This is a genomic window from Thermocladium modestius (genome assembly GCF_055398215.1).
The window spans coordinates 1,041,650-1,062,410 of record NZ_AP043731.1 but is presented as its reverse complement, the minus strand read 5'-3'; the positions used below and the strand labels follow the sequence as shown (position 1 = coordinate 1,062,410).

At 54.9% G+C, this 20,761-nt stretch carries 23 protein-coding genes and 1 tRNA gene; 9 read left to right on the top strand and 15 right to left on the bottom strand.

Annotated features, from left to right (window positions below):
* Positions 1 to 11 precede the first annotated feature (11 nt).
* The 4 genes from ACZ5ZS_RS05435 to ACZ5ZS_RS05420 are packed head-to-tail and all read left to right on the top strand — an operon-like array spanning position 12 to position 2,676.
* Positions 12 to 1,178, top strand: a complete 1,167-nt coding sequence (locus ACZ5ZS_RS05435; protein WP_188596623.1) for an aconitase X catalytic domain-containing protein — start codon at positions 12 to 14, stop codon at positions 1,176 to 1,178.
* A complete protein-coding gene (locus ACZ5ZS_RS05430; RefSeq protein ID WP_188596622.1) occupies positions 1,175 to 1,576 on the top strand; it encodes an aconitase X swivel domain-containing protein in 402 nt (133 codons plus the stop codon). The genes ACZ5ZS_RS05435 and ACZ5ZS_RS05430 overlap by 4 nt, the downstream gene beginning before the upstream one ends.
* Positions 1,560 to 2,381 (top strand): N-glycosylase/DNA lyase, encoded by an 822-nt coding sequence (locus tag ACZ5ZS_RS05425; protein WP_188596621.1) that lies wholly within the window; start codon positions 1,560 to 1,562, stop codon positions 2,379 to 2,381. The genes ACZ5ZS_RS05430 and ACZ5ZS_RS05425 overlap by 17 nt, the downstream gene beginning before the upstream one ends.
* Entirely contained in the window at positions 2,374 to 2,676 is a 303-nt protein-coding gene (locus tag ACZ5ZS_RS05420) for a hypothetical protein (protein ID WP_188596620.1), read from the top strand. The genes ACZ5ZS_RS05425 and ACZ5ZS_RS05420 overlap by 8 nt, the downstream gene beginning before the upstream one ends.
* Here ACZ5ZS_RS05420 and ACZ5ZS_RS05415 read toward each other — a convergent pair.
* The 7 genes from ACZ5ZS_RS05415 to ACZ5ZS_RS05385 all read right to left on the bottom strand — a co-directional run bounded on the left by ACZ5ZS_RS05415 (position 2,665) and on the right by ACZ5ZS_RS05385 (position 9,369).
* Positions 2,665 to 3,090 (bottom strand): YkgJ family cysteine cluster protein, encoded by a 426-nt coding sequence (locus ACZ5ZS_RS05415; RefSeq protein WP_188596619.1) that lies wholly within the window; start codon positions 3,088 to 3,090, stop codon positions 2,665 to 2,667. The two genes, ACZ5ZS_RS05420 and ACZ5ZS_RS05415, sit on opposite strands and share 12 nt — an antisense overlap.
* Positions 3,091 to 3,159: 69 nt before the next feature.
* The gene (locus tag ACZ5ZS_RS05410; protein WP_188596618.1) at positions 3,160 to 4,338 is read right to left on the bottom strand and encodes a M16 family metallopeptidase; all 1,179 of its coding nucleotides are present in this window, start codon (positions 4,336 to 4,338) and stop codon (positions 3,160 to 3,162) included.
* Between the two features lie 42 nt (positions 4,339 to 4,380).
* A complete protein-coding gene (locus ACZ5ZS_RS05405; RefSeq protein WP_188596617.1) occupies positions 4,381 to 5,115 on the bottom strand; it encodes a hypothetical protein in 735 nt (244 codons plus the stop codon).
* 47 nt (positions 5,116 to 5,162) lie between these two features.
* Positions 5,163 to 5,465, bottom strand: coding sequence for a hypothetical protein (locus tag ACZ5ZS_RS05400; protein ID WP_075060099.1), 303 nt, complete (start codon positions 5,463 to 5,465; stop codon positions 5,163 to 5,165).
* Positions 5,462 to 6,976: a type II/IV secretion system ATPase subunit gene (locus ACZ5ZS_RS05395; RefSeq protein ID WP_229657712.1), complete on the bottom strand. Its 1,515-nt coding sequence runs from the start codon at positions 6,974 to 6,976 to the stop codon at positions 5,462 to 5,464. The genes ACZ5ZS_RS05400 and ACZ5ZS_RS05395 overlap by 4 nt, the downstream gene beginning before the upstream one ends.
* Before the next feature lie 102 nt (positions 6,977 to 7,078).
* A complete protein-coding gene (locus ACZ5ZS_RS05390) occupies positions 7,079 to 8,104 on the bottom strand; it encodes a hypothetical protein (RefSeq protein ID WP_188596616.1) in 1,026 nt (341 codons plus the stop codon).
* The gene (locus ACZ5ZS_RS05385) at positions 8,101 to 9,369 is read right to left on the bottom strand and encodes an ATPase, T2SS/T4P/T4SS family (RefSeq protein WP_188596615.1); all 1,269 of its coding nucleotides are present in this window, start codon (positions 9,367 to 9,369) and stop codon (positions 8,101 to 8,103) included. The genes ACZ5ZS_RS05390 and ACZ5ZS_RS05385 overlap by 4 nt, the downstream gene beginning before the upstream one ends.
* A gap of 110 nt (positions 9,370 to 9,479) precedes the next feature.
* Here ACZ5ZS_RS05385 and ACZ5ZS_RS05380 point away from each other — a divergent pair, with 110 nt between their 5' ends.
* Entirely contained in the window at positions 9,480 to 9,644 is a 165-nt protein-coding gene (locus ACZ5ZS_RS05380; protein WP_075060106.1) for a 30S ribosomal protein S14, read from the top strand.
* Between the two features lie 52 nt (positions 9,645 to 9,696).
* Positions 9,697 to 10,686, top strand: a complete 990-nt coding sequence (locus ACZ5ZS_RS05375) for an AIR synthase family protein (RefSeq protein ID WP_188596614.1) — start codon at positions 9,697 to 9,699, stop codon at positions 10,684 to 10,686.
* 53 nt (positions 10,687 to 10,739) lie between these two features.
* Here the strand turns inward: ACZ5ZS_RS05375 and ACZ5ZS_RS05370 are convergent, their stop codons facing one another.
* The 4 genes from ACZ5ZS_RS05370 to ACZ5ZS_RS05355 all read right to left on the bottom strand — a co-directional run bounded on the left by ACZ5ZS_RS05370 (position 10,740) and on the right by ACZ5ZS_RS05355 (position 14,476).
* The gene (locus ACZ5ZS_RS05370; protein ID WP_188596613.1) at positions 10,740 to 11,342 is read right to left on the bottom strand and encodes a YfcE family phosphodiesterase; all 603 of its coding nucleotides are present in this window, start codon (positions 11,340 to 11,342) and stop codon (positions 10,740 to 10,742) included.
* 62 nt (positions 11,343 to 11,404) lie between these two features.
* Positions 11,405 to 11,521 (bottom strand) — tRNA-Tyr (locus ACZ5ZS_RS05365).
* Positions 11,522 to 11,578: 57 nt separating this feature from the next.
* Positions 11,579 to 13,426: a phosphoenolpyruvate carboxykinase (GTP) gene (locus ACZ5ZS_RS05360; RefSeq protein ID WP_188596612.1), complete on the bottom strand. Its 1,848-nt coding sequence runs from the start codon at positions 13,424 to 13,426 to the stop codon at positions 11,579 to 11,581.
* A gap of 198 nt (positions 13,427 to 13,624) precedes the next feature.
* Positions 13,625 to 14,476, bottom strand: coding sequence for an EamA family transporter (locus ACZ5ZS_RS05355; RefSeq protein WP_229657711.1), 852 nt, complete (start codon positions 14,474 to 14,476; stop codon positions 13,625 to 13,627).
* 127 nt (positions 14,477 to 14,603) lie between these two features.
* On the opposite strand from ACZ5ZS_RS05355, the gene ACZ5ZS_RS05350 reads away from it, so the two are divergent.
* Positions 14,604 to 15,473 (top strand): PLP-dependent cysteine synthase family protein, encoded by an 870-nt coding sequence (locus ACZ5ZS_RS05350; RefSeq protein WP_188596611.1) that lies wholly within the window; start codon positions 14,604 to 14,606, stop codon positions 15,471 to 15,473.
* Between the two features lie 39 nt (positions 15,474 to 15,512).
* Here ACZ5ZS_RS05350 and ACZ5ZS_RS05345 read toward each other — a convergent pair whose 3' ends face one another.
* Both ACZ5ZS_RS05345 and ACZ5ZS_RS05340 read right to left on the bottom strand, forming a co-directional pair.
* The gene (locus tag ACZ5ZS_RS05345; protein WP_188596610.1) at positions 15,513 to 15,944 is read right to left on the bottom strand and encodes a hypothetical protein; all 432 of its coding nucleotides are present in this window, start codon (positions 15,942 to 15,944) and stop codon (positions 15,513 to 15,515) included.
* Positions 15,945 to 15,990: 46 nt separating this feature from the next.
* A complete protein-coding gene (locus ACZ5ZS_RS05340; protein WP_188596609.1) occupies positions 15,991 to 16,557 on the bottom strand; it encodes a cysteine hydrolase family protein in 567 nt (188 codons plus the stop codon).
* A gap of 154 nt (positions 16,558 to 16,711) precedes the next feature.
* On the opposite strand from ACZ5ZS_RS05340, the gene ACZ5ZS_RS05335 reads away from it, so the two are divergent.
* Entirely contained in the window at positions 16,712 to 18,556 is a 1,845-nt protein-coding gene (locus tag ACZ5ZS_RS05335; RefSeq protein WP_188596608.1) for an aldehyde ferredoxin oxidoreductase family protein, read from the top strand.
* A gap of 200 nt (positions 18,557 to 18,756) precedes the next feature.
* Here ACZ5ZS_RS05335 and ACZ5ZS_RS05330 read toward each other — a convergent pair whose 3' ends face one another.
* Positions 18,757 to 19,062, bottom strand: coding sequence for a 50S ribosomal protein L14e (locus tag ACZ5ZS_RS05330; RefSeq protein ID WP_188595916.1), 306 nt, complete (start codon positions 19,060 to 19,062; stop codon positions 18,757 to 18,759).
* Positions 19,063 to 19,386: 324 nt separating this feature from the next.
* On the opposite strand from ACZ5ZS_RS05330, the gene ACZ5ZS_RS05325 reads away from it, so the two are divergent.
* Positions 19,387 to 19,734, top strand: a complete 348-nt coding sequence (locus tag ACZ5ZS_RS05325; RefSeq protein ID WP_188596607.1) for a hypothetical protein — start codon at positions 19,387 to 19,389, stop codon at positions 19,732 to 19,734.
* Here the strand turns inward: ACZ5ZS_RS05325 and ACZ5ZS_RS05320 are convergent, their stop codons facing one another.
* Positions 19,735 to 20,754, bottom strand: coding sequence for an RNA-guided pseudouridylation complex pseudouridine synthase subunit Cbf5 (locus tag ACZ5ZS_RS05320; RefSeq protein ID WP_188596606.1), 1,020 nt, complete (start codon positions 20,752 to 20,754; stop codon positions 19,735 to 19,737).
* Positions 20,755 to 20,761 lie beyond the last annotated feature (7 nt).

Sequence of the window (20,761 nt, the reverse complement as noted above, 5' to 3'; positions counted from 1 at the left end):
CACCTCATTCAATGCATTTGACACGAGAGGAGGAGGAGGTATTATCCCGTGGGGATGCTAGGTCCAGGGCATTGGAGACCGTGGTTAAGGTGGGGGAGTCCCTCGGCGCCTCCAGGTTGCTCGACGTGGAGACCGCCCACGTGAGCGGGGTCAGCTATCAAACGATTGGGGATGCTGGGGTGGAGTTCCTCAGCGATTTGGCGGCGAGCGGGGCTAGGTTTAAGGTATTCGCCACGGTTAATCCGATGGGCATGGAGCTCGACGGGGGCGAGACGCCTGTGGATGACTTATTCAAGTCAAGGCAGCTGGAGGTGGTGAAATCATTGATTAAGATGGGCGCCAGCGCGTGGTTCACCTGCGCTCCCTATGATATAATCAGGACGCCGCCGGGCACGGTGCATGCGTGGGGGGAGTCCAATGCGATATCCTACATAAATTCAGTGAGGGACGCGATGAGCGAGAAGCTGCCCGGCCCCTTCACTATACTGGCCGCCATAACGGGCAAGGTGCCTGAATTCGGCCTTTACTTGCATGAAAACAGGATGCCGCGGGTCATGGTTAAGGTCAATGGAAGAATAACTCAAGCCGCTGCCGGGATTATAGGCAAAATGGTGGGGGAGTTCTCGGGAAGCAGGGTTCCCTACGTGGTGGTTGGGCCAATGACGGAGAGGGCCATGAAGGCAATGTTGGCCTCCTTCGCCACATACTCTCCCAATCCATTCATGGTAATAGAGGGAGTCAATCCCAATTGGCGGCTTTATAGGAGCGAAATGGACGTGGAGGAGTCGCTTGTCATTGATGAGAAGGACCTACGGCTGCCGGAGACACGCGACTTCGATGCGGTATTCATCGGTTGCCCCCACGCCGACCTGGACGAGGTGCTCCACGTGGCCAAGTTGCTGGAGGATCGCGGGTATCCACGGCTGGCAAAGCCTCTCTTCATAAGCACGTCTAGGTTCGTGAAGTCACAGCTGAGCCCAGCGATCCTCTCCAGGCTGGATGAGTTGAACGTTCACGTCATAACGGATACTTGCCCCATAGTGTCTCCATTCCTTAGAAATAGGGGTCTCCTCAACATAGCGACTCCCTCCTCCAAGTCCGTCTACTACATGCCCAGGCTGGTGAGCCTCAACGCCATGCCGTGCGAAATAGATGAGTGCATAGGTGACTTGCTGTGACGCTGAGGGGGAGGACGATATATGGGAAGGGCGTGATCGCTGGCAAGGCCGTCGTAATGAGGACGCCCATATCGTTCCTCGGCGACGTGGATGGCAGGAGGGGCACCGTGAAGGCCGGCTATGAGGAGAAAAGCATTGGGGGTCGGGTCCTCATCCTGCCCTTCTCCCGGGGATCCACCGTTGGTCCCTACATAATGTATCAATTGGTCAAGTATGGCAACGCCCCCCTGGCAATACTCTCAGTTAAGGCCGATACTCTCGTGTTGATAGGCGCGGTGATGGCCGGCATACCGTTGGTAACGGATCTGCCGGACTCCGTGCTTGGAGTCAGTGACGGCGAGGAGGTGGTCGTGGACTTGGATGGAGGCGAGGTGAGGTTGGGTGGACAGGATCGATAGGATAGCGTCCCTGATAAGGGAGATGGGGCTGGACACGGTAAGGAGGTTCGAGGAACGTGATCCACAATATGTGGCTATAAGCAGGCTCTGCAGCTCCGTTGGGGATAAGTGCACGGCGCTGGCTCTCACCACGCTGAATTCCCTGGTAAGCTATATGTTAACGGGGAGGGGGGAGCGGCATTGGAATTACTTCAGCGATTACTTCTCAAAGAGGGGGGTGGGGGATATCTGTGACGACTTTATCAAGTACGTCTCGGCCAGTCCATTCCTTGGCAGGCTCAGGCAAGCCAAGATACGGAGGATACGGGAGGTATGCGGCTCAGGGGTAGTGGGTGAATTGGCCAAATGCGGCCTGGGCCTTGATGAATTAGCCAAGAGGTTAGGCGAGGTGTTGAGGGTTGATTGGAGGGCCAAGACGATTGTATTCTCAACAAAGATGGCGTACTACGTGTTTAGGGCGTGCGGGGACGACCCGCCGCGGTTGCCCAACGTGCCTATACCCGTGGATTACAGGGTGTCGACGATAACTCACTGCAGCGGTCTCTCCAGCGAGTCTCCCAGGAAATTAATGGGTAAGCAGCGGTTGGTGCAGGACATATGGGACCAGGTATCGAGGCTCAGCGGAGTTCCAGCGATAAACCTGGACAGCTTGATCTGGGTGATGGGGGGCGCGTTGATATATAATGGCTTCGACGTGGGGAAGGCAATGGATGAGGTGAAGCCCATGGTTCCAGGCAAGGAAGAGACGGCGAGGTTGCTATTGATGGAGCTCTCCCGCGACTGCGGAGGGGGGATTAATGGCTAGGTACTTGATTATGGAGACGCTGGACGATGTGGAGACGGTTTACGGGGAGCTGGAGGCCGCTGCCCAGGGAATAGCTGGACTGGCTTGGCTGGGGTGCAGGATGGAGTTGAAGGGGGTTTACGGGAATAGATTCGTGGTTAGGACTCGCACTAAGTGCATTAAGTGGGTCAGGGCCGCCGCGGCGTCGCTGGGCAGGCCTGTGGTCACGGTTAGAGTGACGGGGTCCGCCAGGAAGGCGGAGGCTTTGGCTAAATCGCTTAAACCGCTCTACGCGCCGGGCAAGTTACTTGACTAGGCTCACCCTTATCCCGTGCATCCTCCATATCGCCTCCTCCACAGCCCTCGCCTCTCCGGGGAAGTTCTCCAGCCGCAGCTTTGTTGGGTTATCCCTAACCCATGGGCAGTCCCTCGATATGATTACCTCCCCAGTCTTTGGGTTGTAGAGGAGGGGGTACATTTTGCAGGCCAGCGGCTTCTCCTCATGTATTGTGCACCTCTTCCTCTCCTCATCATAGAAGGGGCAGTAACCCCTTATTAACCACCTATACATCTTGCGTCCGTTTACCTTCAATTCCTTGAACTCAAGCGAGGCCCCCACCCGGGGCGCCAGGCTCCTCAGTCTCTCGGCTTCATCTGGAAAGACGACGGGGCACTGCTCCTCCCCCTCGAAATAGCAGCACCTCTCGCAGAATAGGCACTCGAACCCCATCGCGGGCCCAGGCAGTGCCTATTATTAACGTTAACTGGTTACTACTGAGGCGGTTCGTTGCCGTTGGCTTCAATTTATTATTGCAGTGGCTATGCTGGCGTTGCCCACGGCGTAATTACCCCTGTCCCAGTAGGCCGTGGACAACTCATCCACGTAGCCCGGCATGTTGAATGGCAATCCCTTCAGCATGAAGTAGGAATCGGCGTAGGCCCTGTCAAACATGTTTCTAAGCGATGATGCCGACACGTACTCCAAATACTTCCTCCGCCTCCTCAAGTAATCCTCGCCGACGAACTCGTGCGCTTCCAGGATTGCCGATCTAAGCTGGCCCAGCACGGAATCCAGCTTATCGGGCTCCACCGCCTCCACCACGGCCTGCATGTACGCAATGCCGGGGAAGAGCTCCCAATCCACATCGAATGAATACGCCAATCCCTTGTTCCTCAAGTTCCTGAATAATATGGATGATGCGCCATCCGATAACTGGAACTCCATCAACGCCAGCCTCAAGTAGGTGCTTCTAGGGTCCTCGTTGTCCATGGCCAGCGAGAAGGAGATGTACGCTCCATCCCCCCTGCCCCGCTCAATTACGTCCCGCGGAGATCCCATGCTTGGCTTCTTCCTGTCCGGCCGCCCAGGCTCTATCTTGGAGAAGCATGCCCGCGCCGCGTTTACGGCCTCGTCCCCCACGTTGCCTACCATTGCCACCTTGATGTTTCCTCCCACGTAGTTCCTGGCCTTGTGCTCCACAAGGTCTCGCAGGGTTACCGAGCCAATCGTTTCATGATACCCAGTCACTGGATCCCCGAGATCGCTTCTGCCAAAGAGGGCTTGGGTTCCCAGATCCCATATCCTGGAGCTAGGATTCTCGTCCCTCAACTGTATCTCGGAGAGAACGACATCCCTCTCGCTGAGGAATTCATCCTCGCTGTACTTGTCGTTAAGCATCATCTTGCAGATCACATCTATCAAGCTGGGGGCGCTCTCGGAGAGGACCTCGAATACGTAAATTGTGTAATCCCTGCCGGTGAATGCATTAGCCATTCCCCCAAGCCCCTCTATTGTCATGTCCAGCTCCTCCCCGCTGATCCACTTATTGGACTTAAACATCATGTGCTCCAGCAAGTGGCTTATTCCCCTCATATGTGGTTCCTCATATATGGAACCAACCCCGACCCCGACAGCTATCGCGGTCACCCTAGACTCAGCTCTATCTATTGAGATCTCCACTCCATTATCCAACAACATGGCCTGCCTTGGCGTGTGGGGGCATTAAATGTTCTACTGCAGCTACTCGCCGTAGTATAGGGGCACTATCTTGGCAGGCGCTCCATCCACGTATATTACCATGAACCTGCTTCCCACCATGGCCTCCAGCTTATCCCTGTTCTCCAGTATAGCTTTTATCTTGTCGTTGACCATGGCCTTATCCGTGATGGCTCGCTGAATCACGTCCCTAACATCATCCAGGGCATCGGCGTCCACCAAGCTTATCAATCTGCTCCTCTCCTTGCCCAGGGAGCTAATCGAGACTTGGTATTGATTCACCTCCTCCCTGATGAGGGAGAGCTTTTCCACGTACTCCAGCACGGAATTGATGGCTTGGGGAGCCGTTATAGATTGAATGAAATCATCGAAGCTGTCATAGATGGCCACGTCCGTTACCCGCCCCTTGGTCTCCGATACGTAAATTGACTTAGTCTTCCTCCTGCTTCTGCGCGACCGCTTGGCTTGCCGTCTCCCCTCCCCTTCCTTGACAGTCTCCGCCGCTCTTCTCCGCGGTTTTATTGGGTTCTCGATGCCGGCCCTCTCCATGAGGAAAGAGAAGCCGTAGCCCGCCGGTATCCCTATCAATAGGCCTAGGTAGGGAATCGCGGCTGGGTATATGAATGATGCAAACACCAATATTATCGCTATCGCAGCCGCGACCAATCCTATGAATGCCGCCGGCAGCCTGGCCGCTCCAATTATGAAGAGCGCTGCGAATATGGAGGTGAACACCATGATGGTGGTATACTCCATCATTTAATCCCCCTCCCCGCCCTGAAGGGTGAGGCTTGTCATTCTCTTCATCATATCAAGTCGCCCGGTATTATGTATATATTGCTTGGAGAGCCATCCTCCTCCACCAGCACTATTATCCCGGTGTAATCGCTGCTAGTCTTTATTCTCTTCAGCATGGAGTTAACGTCGTTTAGGACGTCCTCAACATCATCTTGAAACGAGCTGTCCAATGATGTTAAGGACCCATCCTCGACATTGACAGCTTCAACGCCGTTCACTTCAACCTCCAGTGCCTTCCTCAATCTATCCCTCTTGGACTCCAAATAATTTGTCAATTCCCTAAACGATGCGAATATGTGGACATCTATCACGTGGTCTCTACCTCGGCGACTCCCTCTACCTCGGCGAGCACCTTATCTGGCTTCGTGTAGTATTTCTCTATTGTTTTAGCCACCTCGTTGAAGTCCATCATCTTCCTCTCCACCATCCAATTAATCACCCTAGTCCTCCTCCTAAGCTCCTCCTCCAATTCCTCCTCGTCTTGGCCGGTCGCGTCTGCTATCTCGCGCAGCAGGAAGCTCTGGCCCACCAGCACGTGGACGTCGTTCTTGGGATCCCACCTGAACACCGGCCTTACGTCATCGGCGGTCTGGACCTCGCCTATCTCAGTAACCCTCCTGGTCAGCCTATCACCCACCCTCACCCTCCTCACCATAACGAAGATATTCATTGCCGGTATATATGCCTTCGGCACGTTCATGGGCGGCGACGTCAACCTGTTTATGGCTGCGGTGAAGTCCTCGGCGTGCATTGTGGAGACGCCGCCGTGGCCCGTGTTCACGGCTTGGAAAAGCACGTAGGTCTCCTCGCCTCTCACCTCGCCCACCACCAAGTAGTCCGGCCTCATTCTCAGCGTGGCCTTCACCAAGTCGAACAGCGTCACCTCATTGGTCTTCTCAGGTCCAAAGGATAATCTTGGGGTCAAGCGTATCCAGTTCTTGTGGGGCAGCCTTATCTCCGGCACCTCCTCCACGGTTATTATCTTTAAGTTGGGCCTCAGGAACGTCGCCATGGCATTCAGGAACGTGGTCTTCCCAGCGCCGGTCACCCCCAGGACCAGGAACGATTTGTGATTATCCAGCATTAGCCAGAAGTAAGCCGCTATCTCTGGCGATATGTTGCGGCTTTGAATCAACTGGGTGAAGGTTATGGGCGTGGCCTTGAACTTCCTTATGGTGAACGTGCTGCCACCGGGGGAGACCTCCTGCTTGTACGTTATGGCTATCCTGGAGCCATCCGGCAGCTGCGCATCCACTATCGGCGCCGCCACCGAGACGTGCTTGCCAGCCATGTGTATCAGCTTCGAGACGAAGTCATCCAGCGCCTGGGCGTCCACGGGCACTATGTTTGTGGGAATGGTCTCGTAATCCTTATGGAACACGAATATTGGAGCCCCCACTCCATCCGCTGATATATCCTCTATGTTTTCGTCCTTCATTATGGCATCGATAGGTCCATAGCCCAGCAGGTCCTTCTCCATGTGGTAAGCCATCCTGTCCAAATTTATCTTAGTGCCCCTAATCAATCCCCTATACCTATCCAATATCCTCTTTATCTCCCTGCTGAGCCTCTCCCTGGGCTTATCGAGCGCCTTTATGTCTGCGGGAGGCGGTAGCTCCATCATGACCAACTTGTATATCTTATTATAGATCTCCAATTCCTTCCTGGTGAGGGACTGCTCCACCAGGTAGTACATCAATGCCCCCGTATCCTCGTTCTCCGCTATCACTGCACTGGCATACGGCGGAGAAAGGTCATACCTCCTTATCTCCCTATAATTAGGCTTCATTTCCTCAAGCCTGAAACCAGAACCAGCTGGCACGCATCTGTAATATTCAATAGTTTAATAAAGTTACTCTCAGCCAACCATCTAACTTACCCATTAATTCAGCATAAGCTGTTAACTCTCAACCCACTTGCTGCGCTACGCCACCAGCAATTGGATTGCGATGAATAGTGGAATCAGTATGACGCCCACCCCAATGCTATGAACGGCCTTGCCGGTCAAGATGGATGTAATGATGCCATCCACCGTCAACATCCCCCTCGAGCTGCCCAGAGATGGGAAGATGGGAAACGGGCCAGCGGTGGGGACCACGCTTACCATTAGAACCCTAACCGTTACGCAGAGCAACATGTAGGGAATGGGTATCATCAATCCATAAATTATGAGGGATCTGCGATTCTCATCCATCCACGACAACATATCATACACCACTCTGTTCACCTTGGATAAGAATAGCGGGGCACCCATGGAGCTCGCCACGTCGAAGAGCCTGCCGAGCTCTGCTCCAATCATCGTGTCCCCCGGCGGTCGTGGAGGGTTTGGGCTCCACATTAATTCATTGAATGAATTCATTATTTTGGACCTAACCATGCCTGGAAACAAATATTCCCGCCTCAATTGAGGCGCGTAGGCAATAGTGAAGGCCGTCGAGGCGATTATGAGGGGGTACGCGTATCCCCGTAGTAGGATGAAGGCGGCGACCCCAGCTATCGCCCCGGCCGCCAGCGGGATCGAGTAATCATACTTTACCTCCTCCACTTGGAAGTAGTGTATTAAGGGCAGCATTCCAGCCATCGCTAGCGGAAGCAGTAGTGCGGGGCCCCCCAAGAGCATCGTCAGTATCATGGCTATTGACAGGCCCACCGCGGTCATCAACGTGGACGTCAATGCATCCCCCGCCTCCTTCCTCCGCCTATCTAGGTAATTCCGCAACGCGTTATAGAGGAACTCAAAGGAATTATCAGCCCCCGTGCCCGCCCTCTCGTAGTTAACCGCCGCCCTATATAGCTCCGTCCTAAAACCGTGCCCGCCGCCCTCCATAGGCATGAGTTCCTCCATCTTCGTCCACTCCCCATCATCGATGACCTTGATGGCTCCGCTAACGCCCACCAGTGGAGCCATTAGAACGAATATGGAGTAATCGATCAATTCCTTAAACCTCAACCCCCTCCCCTCGACGCGCTCGGAATCGAGTAGTAATTCATGACCGCCCTGATCACGGAATCGGCATCATATCCGGCCAAGCTCCTTATTATCTCTGCCTTAGCCGCCACGGCATCCACATTAATGTCGTGTCCATGCACTATTGACTTGACTATTCTCATTCTCTTATTGGTGGCGATTCCTCCCCCCTCATCCATCACATCCACGATTCCCGTCTCCACCATGGCCACCTCACCCAAGTGATCCACTACTCCAGGCGCGATTATAGAGAGTCTCCTGGCCGCGTCCGCTGCGCTCCCCGCATGGAAGGTAGTGACGCCGCCGTGGCCGCTGGTAACAGCGTTTATCCACGCCACCGCCTCCTCGCCCGTTATCACCTCGTTTACCACTATGTGGTCAACCCCCATCCTAAGGGCCTGGGCTATCAAGTCATCCTTAGTTATGGATTTGACGCCGAGGCCAAATGCCTTTCTCTCCATTAATTTATACACCAAGTGATTGGGCAGGTTCATCTCGTCCACATCCATTATCAGAGCAGTGAACAAGGATGGATTCCCCATGAACGCCACCGCATTGGCTAAACTGGTCTTGCCGGAGCCTATGGGGCCTACTATTAGAATGGGCACCTTGTCCTCGAATAACTGCCACAGAACTGCGGCGCTGCGGGCGTTTAGCATTCCCCCCGTCACCAGGAGGGGCAGGGTCCATGGAGTGCGGGGCATTATTCTGATATGGATGGCGGGCCCGCCCACCGGGGGTATTGTGGTCGATATCCTGACTCCATACTCATCATCTGTGGTCGATGCCATGGGTTGATACGCGGTTATGGGGGTCCTGCACCTATGGCCGACGCGCCTCAAAAGGTAATACGTATCCTCCTGGTTTATCTCTACATCCACGGAGACAAGGCCGTAGTCGGAGTGCCTTGCCTTTACGGATTCCCCCACGTATATATCGGTCAACTTGGGATGGAGGAGCAGCGGCGTGAGGGAGCCGTAATGCTTGCTCCACCTCTCGTAGGCCTTCATAATGGACGGCGTGGGCCTCGCCCCGAGCTTCTTGATGGCCTTCTCGAGCTTGACGCCTCTCATGGAGATGGCATGCAGCTTGGCGACGTCCAAGTCAGGCACATCCTCATCTTGCAATTGAATTGCGTAGGACGAGCCGATCGCCCTCACCTCAATCACGGTCTTCAAGCCGCAGCAATCAATGGCCGTGGACTCCACTACAATGCCTATGCTCCGTCCCTCGTTTCTCCAGAGCATTCAATTAATGAATAGATGCAAGTTAAAAACCTAGCCCTGATTGGGCGCCAATAGTGATTGCCGGTCGAGGTCACATAAAATTTATAAAAACACGAGTTACGCTAGCTTTAATGACTAACATAAAGCCGCCGAAGCAACGCAAGTACGGCAGGGCAGTGATTAGGTGCATGCGGTGCGGCACCAGGGAGGCAGTGATTAGGAAGTACGACTTAATGCTGTGCAGGAGGTGCTTCAGGGAAGTAGCTCCTCAGCTCGGCTTCAAGAAGTATTATTGATGGAATGGCAAAGCATTTATTCACATCCCAACCCCGGCCTCGTGGTTAGTGAATGGTCAAGATAAGCAATGATAAGCTCAAGAAACTTATCATAGGCAACGCAAGGATCACCGACCCAGATGTATTGGTGGGGCCCAAGGTGGGGGAGGACGCCGCCATAATAAAACTGAACGGGAATTACCTAGCAGTTCACTCAGACCCCATAACTGGCTCCCTGAACGACATAGGTTGGCTTGCAATAAACGTGCCGGCCAACGATATAGCCACGCGGGGCGTGAGGCCTAGGTGGTTCGTTCTAACTCTATTGCTGCCCAGGTTTTTCTCCGATGATGATTTGATGAAGGTGATGAATCAAGTAAACGACGCATTGGCCGCCCTGGGCGGCTCCTTGATTGGGGGGCACACAGAGTACGTTAGGGAAACGCGCTTCCCAATAGCCTCCACCACAGTAATGGGGGTCGGAGCGGCATACGTGTCCACGAGCGGATTGAGGGCGGGGGACGCAGTGGTTGCCACCAAGTATGCAGCGATTGAGGCAACAGCGATAGCAGCGCGGGACTTGGAGAACGATCTGAGGAAGAGAGGGGTCAGCGGGGAGGTGATAACCAGGGCCTCGGCCTTGATAAGGAACGTGAGCGTGGTCAAGGAGGCATTGATAGCTGCCAGGTACGCCTCGTCAATGCATGACCCAACCGAGGGCGGCGTGATCCAGGGGCTGCTGGAGATGGCGTCAGCGTCCGGGACCTGCATAAACGTGGACTCCAGCATCCCAGTTCTGCCAGAGACGAGCGAGGTGCTGGGCGCGGTGGGGATCGATCCATACAGATCCCTGAGCTCAGGCATGCTGCTCATAGGCGTTAAGCCAGGCTTGCTGGAGGGCCTGCTGGCGGATCTCAGCGATAACGGCGTGCCCGCCAAGCCCATTGGAAAAGCAGTGAAGTGCGGGAAGCCCTGCGTTGAGTTGAATGGACTAGCCATATGCGAGGATGAATTCGTGGAGGACGAGTTGATGAAGCTACTGGATGAAACGTCTAGGCAGTAAAATGGAGAGCGCCACTCCCTAGAAGGCCTTAGCGCGTCGGCGGAGGCTCCCCTCTACTCGTCGTCAAATCCGTGATAGAGATCTATTGATGGGTGGATGCCGGGCCCCGTCAACACGCGTTCCCTCCGCGTGAGCTTCACCTCTCCAATTAACTGAAAGAGACTGACCTCAATGGACGCGCCCCCAGCCTCGAGCACCAAGAAACTGGGAGGAGACCTGGCACCACCCCCGCTCCACGCCCCCGTGAGGGAGCCTGGATTCAGTAAATTGACGGCCCCCCTCATTATGGCTGGCTCGTGCGTATGACCGCTTACCAGTACATCAACGCCCAGCTTTACGGCGGCCTTGGTGAGCTCATCCACGTCTCCCCTCCTCCTTATTTGATGTCCATGCATTAAGCCCACCTTCATCCCCTCTATTTTGATCACCTCCTTATCCGGCAGCTCCAGCGAGTCCATGTTGCCCCTCACGGCGTAACTCTTCTCCCCAAACCCCCTCAACTCCTCCAACACATCCCCGCTTATCAAATCCCCCGTTATCAAGACGTAGTCGAAGGGCTTCATGGAATTCAACGCCTCCACGATTTGCCTCGGTATCGAGCCGGCCCTATCCGGCACGTGGGTATCCCCCACGATCAATGCCCTGCGAAAACCCATGCCCATAAGCCACCGAGGGGGTTTTTACGGCTATGGGCGGTAAAGAACGGAGTGTGCAAGAATGGTCGCCCCGCCGGGAATCGAACCCGGGACTCCCTGGTGGCTGCCGTGGGGCTTTCCAGCGTTGTACCCCACGTGGCTGTCTACAGCCAGGTGCTCTGCCGCTGAGCTACGGGGCGACCGTAAGCCTTTCTCCATAGCGATTTTTATGCTTTACTCTGCCTTCAATTGCCTCATCACTGGAACTCGAACGGCGATACCTCATCCCTTCCGCCCAGCTCCAGTAATCTCCCCCTCTGCTCCTCCAACGCGTCGAAGAATGCCTTGGGCATCCCCGGTATTGAGGAGTAAATGCCGCGTATCCTCTCTATCTTCTCCAAGTGCTTCTTGACCCTTATGGAGAACTGGGCCGCGTAATCCTCCTCTCCATACTCCTTCCCCAGCACAGACTTGAATAACTGCCTTAAATCCCCGTATCTGGGCAGCAGTCCTATGGGGGTCCTAACGGCCCCCGCCTCCCCATGTATTCTCCTCTCCATCCATGCCAACCACACCCTCTTATCCTCCTTGCTGTTCAAGAAAGCCCCGTTCCGCCTCAAGAAGTAATTCACGCCGAATATCTTGGGCGGGGTCCCGCCCTCCCCGAACCTCAGGTAGTGGCTGACGTAGTCGCTCAGCGAGACGGATAGAAAGTCCAGTATTGCCATTGGGTTAAACTCCCTCTCGCCCGCCCTCCCTATCACGGCGGCGGTTCTCTCGGATTCAAGCGATGCAGCTATGGTCACGACGCCGTGCCTCCAATCAAATGCCTCCACCACCGGCACGAATGTGTCGGGATCCCTGCTCCCGAATATCACGCCACCTACCTTGACTCCACTGGGATCATCGTATGCGGGGTCCAAGTTCTTGAACGACTTGAGGGGAACCGTGAACCTAGCATTTGGGTGAGATGGAGGGATGGGGTTTCCCTTATCGTCAGTCTTCCCCCTCCACCACTCCCCCGCGTAGTTAACCCCCCTCTCGGGCTCCGGCTCATCCTTGCCGCTCCAATAGACCCCGCCGTCCTCCGTGACCAGCACGTTGGAGAATATGGCCTCCCCCGGCCTGCTCAGCACGTCGAATATCACCGGGTCATCCTTGGAGTTTATGCCCTCTATTATGCCGAACACGCCTGCCTCAGGGTTGACCGCCCTGACCTCCCCGTTCACCCACCTAAGGTACGCCAAATCATCGCCGAGCAGCCTGCCCATCATTGCGGTGGACGTTTTCCCCGACATTGATGGAAACGCCCCAGTCAGGTAGGTGACCCTCCCCCCAGGCCCCTCCACTCCCATCAAGAACATGTGCTCCGATAACCACCCCTCCCGCATGGCCCTGCGCACCGTCAACCTGAGGGCCAGCTTCTTCAATCCAATGCTGTTCCCCCCATACTGCGTGTTCACGCTGTACACGGTCTCATCCATGGGATCAATGTATATCCTCCTCTTAGATATGTTCCTGCTCCTGCCCATTTCATCCAGCTCGCCTTGGGAGTGAATGAATTTCAGGAATTTAACCCCAGCCCCAAGCCTCACTGCCTCGTCATATGCCTGCCTGTACAGTATGTTCTCGCTATGCATGACGTACGCCGAATCGGTTATCTGAACCGCCAATAAACTGAAGGGGGAGCCCTTTGGCCCCAGCGAGTAGAATCCCACATACATTGTCCTCCCCCTCATGGAGTCGCGCAGCAATTCCGTGATCTCCTTCAACCCCTCCTCCCTATCCTTAGTCCTTATGAAGGGCAGCTTCTCCCCATTGGGCAGCAGTATCGCCGTATCCTCCCTGGCCCTCGCTTGATCTAGGGGACTATCGAAATGAATCGTGTGCCCCTCAATCCTTAACCTCCTCTCCTCGCCGCTCCTCAACGCGTCCTCCCTAACTCTGCGCGCGTCTTCGTCGCCTGTGGACACGAAGACGTTGCTGGGGTTGCATAGCCTCACGGCTGCATCGATGAATCGCCACAGTTCCTCGTTTCTTATGGCCAACAGCCTCCTCCGGGCTTCCTCGTTTATTTCCCTGAGCGCTTCGTCGTTTTCTTGCATAAAGTGCACCCTAATAACTCATTTATATCAGTTACACTTATGTTATACTATAAAACCCAGTTGAAACACGGCCTCCAATGAATGATTAAAAACGCCTCCTATGGTCCCCAGCAGCATGCAGCGAAGGATTAAGGGAAGCCGTTGGCTCTCCAAGTGATTGACCACCTCGATGAGCAGCTCAAGCCGGGAACCAGCCCTTCAACGCGCTTCCAGCGATGAAATGATTAATGCAGCGGTTATCAAGGTATATATCGCGTATTCATACGGGTTGGGAACTTGCCCTAGAAACACGTATCCCCACACAGCTGCCAAGACCGGCTCCAACGTGGCCAATATGGCGGCTAACGTGGCCCTCAGCCTGGACACGCCCAGCGAGAATAGCCTGTAAGGGACGACGGTGCAGAATATCCCCAGGTAAACGCCGGCTGCCAGCGGCGTCATAAATTGACTGGGCATAACCGCCAAGCCGCGCGAGATGGAGAAAAGGAACAGTGGAACAGTAACTATTGTGGCGTATGGTAGCGCGCCGTATGACACGTCCCTGCTCATACCTGCCCTCGAGAATAGCCTGGCTATGGAAATGTAAGCGCCATACGATGCCCCCGATGCAAGCCCTAGAGCCACCCCCAGTATACTGGCTCCCCCGGAGGCCGCGTCGATCATGGCTATCGCCACCGCGGCGGAGATCATGCCGAGCCCCGCCAACCCAAGCCTCCCCGGCGATTCACCGAACGCCAGAGAGAAAACCGCGGTCCACAGGGGCGCGGTGTATAGAAGAAATGCGGCTAGGCCCACTCCGGCAACCGCCGCTGCGGTGGAGTAGATCCCAAACAAGAATCCCAGGCTCACCCCAGCCGCGACGGCGGCCTTATTGAATGCCCTGTACACCGGCATCACCGCTGCCGCCGCAGCCACCGACCTAATCAGCGATGCAAGGAGGGGAGCCCCGCTGTAGACGCTTGCCACGCCTATCGTGGACCACAGGGACGCGGCGGCCAGAATCATAATGGCCGGGCCAGCTCCATCCTTCCTTGCTGGCCATGCATTCATGGCTTGAACCCCAGGGCCCAGGTTAATAATAATTATCGCCAGAGCCCCCTCCCCTCGTTTATTGGCTAAGGCGAAAAATTTTATAAATATGGAAAGCCCCGGCGATTCATGACCCATATTTGTGGATATGCGGGTCTATGAGGATCTGGCGGACCTCATAAGGGGGTCCTGGCCAACGCCGCTTTATAGGTTGAAATCCTTCGGAGAGAAAAATGTTTGGGGGAAGCTGGAGTTCATGAATCCAATAACTCATAGCATAAAGGATAGGACCGCCCTATCTCTCTTCCAGGAAGCCATGAAAGCAACTAAGGCGGGTGATCCCATAATCGAGGCATCGTCCGGCAACATGGCTGTCGCGCTGGCTGCATTATCGGCCGCCTATGGGAGGAGGATGATAGCGTACGTGTCCACCAGGACCGCGGCGGCCCATAAAGCCATGCTCAAGCTGCTGGGCTCCGAGGTTAGGGAACGGGATGGCGGGACGCCCGACATGATAGATGAGGTGAGGGAGGAGGCTCGCCGCCTGCACGCGCATCACCCGAATCAGTTCGAGAATCCGAGGAACTACTTGATTCACTATGAGGAGACAGCGAGGGAATTGGATGAGCAGTTGCTGTCCGCTGGATTGAGGGTTGGCTACATAGTGGCTGGGCTGGGCACGGCCGGCCACATAACGGGCCTGTCCCTATACTTCAAGGAGAAATACGGAAGCTCGATGAAGGTGATAGGCGTGGAGCCTCTGGACGGCATCCCCGGCATAAAGGAGTTCGATGGCAATCCATTCAGGGAGGTAGCTAAAATAGACGAGGTGGTGAAGGTATCGCTTCGCGAGGCCTTGGCCGCCGTCAAGCTAGTCGCTGCTAATGATGGCTTGCTGCTGGGCCCCAGCAGCGGCGCGGTGGTGGCTGCCATACGTAGGCTGGAATTGGATGGAGCGGTGGGGATATTCCCGGACGACGCGTGGAAGTACGCGGACCTATTGGCCAGGAGCTGGTGATTCCCCAATTAAGCCCCTCGCGAGCGTGGGGGATTCCATTTATAAATTGAACTCCACGACGTCGCTGGATGCCTTCTCTGCCAGCACGTCGTTATCTAGCTCTATTGAGTACTTAATCTTGGCGGTGTACACCATATTGCCCCCCTCCTCCGCAGGCGTCAACGGTATCTCCCCCTCCATCTTCGCGGCGCCGCGTTGCTCTCCATTCCTCAACAGCTTCCACTCCATCTTGATGCTTATCCTCCCATCCTGGCTCGTTATGTTCCAGCCCCGCTCCCCCGTCTCCAACTCGTAATCCCTGGCGAAGGACTTGACTAGGTCCATGAACGTGCCCCCCTCGCCCAGCGATTGGGAGAGCCCAGCCTCCTTGGGCCACCTCTCCAGCCTCTTCGCCCTAGCTTCATCGGGCGTTGATTTGCTTATGCGAATCGGTATCTCCACGTACGTGTCATAAACAACCGTATACTCCATGGGTCTTCCTCTATCGCCAATCGATTTAAATATTTCGGGACCGGCTTCACTTCCAAGCTTTGGCAAGCTCCGCCGAGGATATTACCGGGAAGAACGATGACATGTTGGCGAGGGACCTCTCATGCGCCTCCCTGCTCCTGGAGGACACGGCATCGCTGACTATCACGGGTATAAAGCCCAAGGCAAACGCGTGCCTCGCGCTAGTCTCAACGCCTATCTCCGTGGCTATTCCAGTGAACACCACGGTGGACCTGGAGGAGTTCCTGAGGAGCAGCTCGAAGTTGGTGCCAACGAATATGCTCCACGTGTTCTTGTTCAGAACTATGTCCCTGTCCCCCGGCTTCACCGCCAGCTCCATGTCCTCCGGCCTGAATTGAAAGCCTCCCCTATACAACAGCTTAGATGAGGGCGATTCAAATCCCTGCGGGTAGGGGGTTATCTTTGTGAATATTATGGGAACCCCCGCCCCCCGGGCCGCATTTATTGCAGTGTTCAGTGAATTCATGAACTCGTCCTTGTTGAATATGGAGTTGACCAAGGCCTTGTGGACGTCCCATACTACCAGAACTGATTGGGATGGTTTGACTATGTCCGAGAGCTGCCAGTTGGCCATAGTTCACTGGTTAATTATAAGTTATTTAAGTTTTATTGCACATCAAATAATCGGGATCGACCGGCATTCGATCCTTTAATTACATAATGTATAAATAATGGTTATCAGATAATAATAACGTAAGTATTATTAATAAGTAGTATTATTTATATATATGATGGTATTCAGAATATTAAGGGCAAACCTCTCCGCCGGGGAATTCAAGGAGGAGGTGATAAGAGACGACTTGCTTAAGCTATTCCTCGGCGGCAGGGGACTCGGCTCCTACCTAGCCCTGAGAGAGGTGCCTCGCGGCGTGGACCCGCTCGATCCAAGCAATAAGCTCTACTTCTTCTCGGGCCCCCTGAGCGGCGTGGCGACCGTGTCCTCAAGCAGGTTGACCGTGGTGGGCAAGTCCCCCCTCACGCTGTCCATCACGCATTCAAACATGGGCGGGAATTCATCGTATTGGCTGCGGAGGTCTGGGTACGACGGCTTGATCGTAGAGGGGAAGGCAGAGGAACCGGTATACATATACATAAAGGACGGCGAACCCAGCATAAGGCCGGCCAAGCATTTATGGGGGAAGACCACGGGCTCGTCGACTAGGCAATTGTTGTTGGAGAATGGATTTCCGCCGGATGAGACTAAGGCTGGCATAATGGTGATAGGGCCGGCCGGCGAGAACCTGGTCAGATTCGCGGGGATCAGGGGCAGCGATTACGAGAGATTCGCTGGGAGAGGGGGTTTGGGGAGCGTCATGGGCAGCAAAATGCTGAAGGGAGTAATGGCCTGGGGAACCAGGAGATTAATGGATGAAGTGGTGGATAAGGGCCGGTTCATGAAGATCAACAACGAATTGGTGAGGCGAGTCACGTCGCACCCAACATACCAGGCACTTCACTCATATGGAACCAATGTTTTGATGAATATAATACAATCCATGGGAGGACTCCCCGCCTACAACTTCACTGGAAGGGCCGGCGACGTAACACCCGTCAGCGGCGAGATGATAAAGGACAAGTACGTCGTGGAGACGCATGGATGCTATAATTGCCCCATAGCTTGCACCCAGATGGCTGCGGTGAAGGCAGGTCCATTCAAGGTGCCTGGCGATAAGATAAAGTACGAGTACGAGAACACGTGGGCGCTGGGCCCCAACGTGGGGGACTTGGAGCCCGATGCCGTGCTGAAGCTCCAGAAGGCGGCGAACGAGTTGGGGATGGACACGATAAGCCTTGGAAATACGTTGGCGACCGCCGTGGAGCTGGCGAGGAAGGGCAAGTTGAAGTTGGACGTGGATTGGGGAGACTCCGCCACGCTCATAGACTTGGCTTACAGGATAGCTCATAGGGATGGGATCGGCGATGAATTGGCGGAGGGCGATTATAGGCTGGCCATTAAGTACAAGGATCCAGAGTCCTTCATAGGATCCAGGGGACAAGGCGTTCCTGCATACGACCCGAGGGGGTTGAAGGGCTTCGCGCTCGCCTACTACACGGCCAATAGAGGAGGCGATCACTTGGAGGCGTACACGCCCACGTGGGAGGTGTTCGGGGTTCCGGAGAAGGTGGATCCACTCGATGACTCGCCGAGCGGCGTGAAGAAGCAGGCCAGCATAGTGAAGTGGAACCAAGACCTGTTCGCGGTAGTGGATTCATCCGTGTTCTGCAAATTCGAGAATCTGATGCCAAACATAAACACGGAGAACGATTTGGCGTCCCTATACAACGCCGCGTTTGGGTGGAACTTGAACGGGAGCGATGTTCTGGAGATAGGCGAGCGGATATTCAACGTGGAGAGGCTTTTCCACGTGAGGGAGGGGCGGTGGGTCAGGGATGAGCTGCCAAGCCGCATGAGGCAACCCATACCGGAGGGACCAGCAAAGGGCCACAGCGCATCCAAAATGTTCGACGAGGGGATACGCATGTACTACGAATTGCGGGGATGGATCGATGGAAAACCCACCCGGGACACCCTCAAGAGGCTTGGGCTGGCCGAGTTTGATTACATTCTTTAAATGCAAGGAATAAAAAATAGATTATTTTCATTTCATGCCCAGCGAATTACCTACACTCGGTGCCGGGCTCGGTGCGTCAAGTGGTTCTGAATTACTGGCCTATGTACTTGGTGATTAACGGGAGCAATTACTACCTGTATTACTTGTTGGGGAGGCAGTGTTGGAGTTGATGGGGGTTTGTGTGGTTTTCGTGGTTTGGGTTATTGTAGGGTGGGTGTTAGGTATAGGTTGGGCTTCACTCCCTGCCTTACTGTTTCCGTTAGCTTTGCCTCCTCTATCGCCTTTATCACCTCCTCGTCGCTCGCCCCCTTGCCTATGTTGATCCTGTGCTGGGTGGGCTCCACGTGCTTCGCGTTCACCTTCCTCCTCTTCACCCCCGTCAACCGCCTCGGCCCCGTGATTAATAGGAAATCATCGTCTATTACATCCACCACCACGCACATCCTGCCGGCCTCCCTTCCCCGAGTCTTAACGCATATCCTCCCCACATCAAACACTCTAGCCATGAATCAAACCCCGGCCCCACCATTTAAAAACTTTATGATGACCCCACCACGCCCACCAATCAAGGAAGAACCCGGCCCTCATGGGATAAAGAACCCGGCTTTAAAATGTGATTAAGGCGATGGTCTCGGCGGGCAAACTCACCGCTTCATTCATTATGGGGATTCGCTTGATCCGCGTGATGAGTTTTATTTTAAAGAGAGACGGTTGTGAATGTTTCGGAATACTCTCGTATATTCAGGAATAATTAATCCTGAGCATCCAGGTATAATAGTCGCCGGTTATGCAGGATTACTGCTTAATATGCTGGCGCACACGCTATTTTAATGAGCTCAATGACGTCGTATACAGATTTCACTAACGTGGAGAAGGCGGTGGCGGAGGCCCTATGGAACGTGGTCAAGGAGTCCAGGGGATCATGTGTATCCTTCATACCCAAGACCTTGCTGGAGCGGTCCAACAATAACAGCTTAAAGAACAACATGCTGCCCGTGGTCTTCACGTTGGTAAAGCACATACTGGATGTATTGACGAGTCGAGGATTGCTTGAGAAGGATGATTCAAGAAGCGTGATCAGGTACAAGCTATGCAAGACCAGCGAGTTATGGGCCCTATGCAAGGAAAGCGACAACCCGGATAAAGTTGAGAAGCTGATAAGGGATTTGGTTGAGTGATCACCTTTCGCGCCGCCCCTCATTGCGCCCATCCTTGCCCTTCGGCCATGCACTCGGATATACTCCCCTCTCCATTATGACCCTGGTGGGCTTCGCCACTATCCCTCTCTCCATCTTAAGCACTTCGTTGGTGCTGGCCACGGCCTTGGCGAGGGCCACCAATTCTCCCTTCAACGTAACTATAGCAGCCATGCGGTCCCTCTCAACGCCATCCTCTATCTTCGCCACTCCAGGGGCCGCCAGGGCCGCTCCATGCGCCACCGAGTCGACCGCCGAGTCCCGTATGAATATCCTGGGCAAGTGCTTAACCATGTATTCAACGGGCTTCACGTATCTGCGCAGCAGCGATTCATCGCCGTACTGCTTCCAGAGATAGAGGGCATCGGCCAAATCGTGGAGGGTAACGGCCTCGTCCTCCCCGAAGCACCCAACCCTCACCCTGCGCAGCTCGCGCATGTTGGCGCCGACCCCGAGCACCTCCCCCACGTCGTAGCATAGCTTTCTTATGTAGGTGCCAGCCTCCACCCTGGCGTCGAGCAGCACGTACCTGCCATCCCTCTCCAGCATCTTCAGCGAGTAAACTCTCCTCGTCCTTAGCTGTCTCTTCACTGCGCTCTTTACTGGAGGCCTTTGGTAAATCTCGCCCGTGAATTCAGCAAGCACTTCGCGGATCCTCTCGTCCGAGGCATCGCCGTGAAGGGTCATGACGGCTATGTACTCCTTGTCCTCGTGGGAAATGCCCTGCAATACCTTGGTTGAGTCGCCCAGGGCTACCGGAAGCACTCCGGACACCCTTGGATCCAGGGTACCGGCATGCCCGGCCCTCTCCAGCCCCATCATCTTCTTTATCCACGACACCACCTCGTGGCTGGATGGTCCCCTGGGCTTATCGATAACCACGAATCCATGCCTAACGTGGTCCTCCGCGGCCCTCTTCTCCGGGTACGTCCCATACCGCTCATCGGTTCCCTCCTCTATCTTAACGTGTATAGCTCTCTCGCTCTTGCAGTCATCGCTCACCCATAAC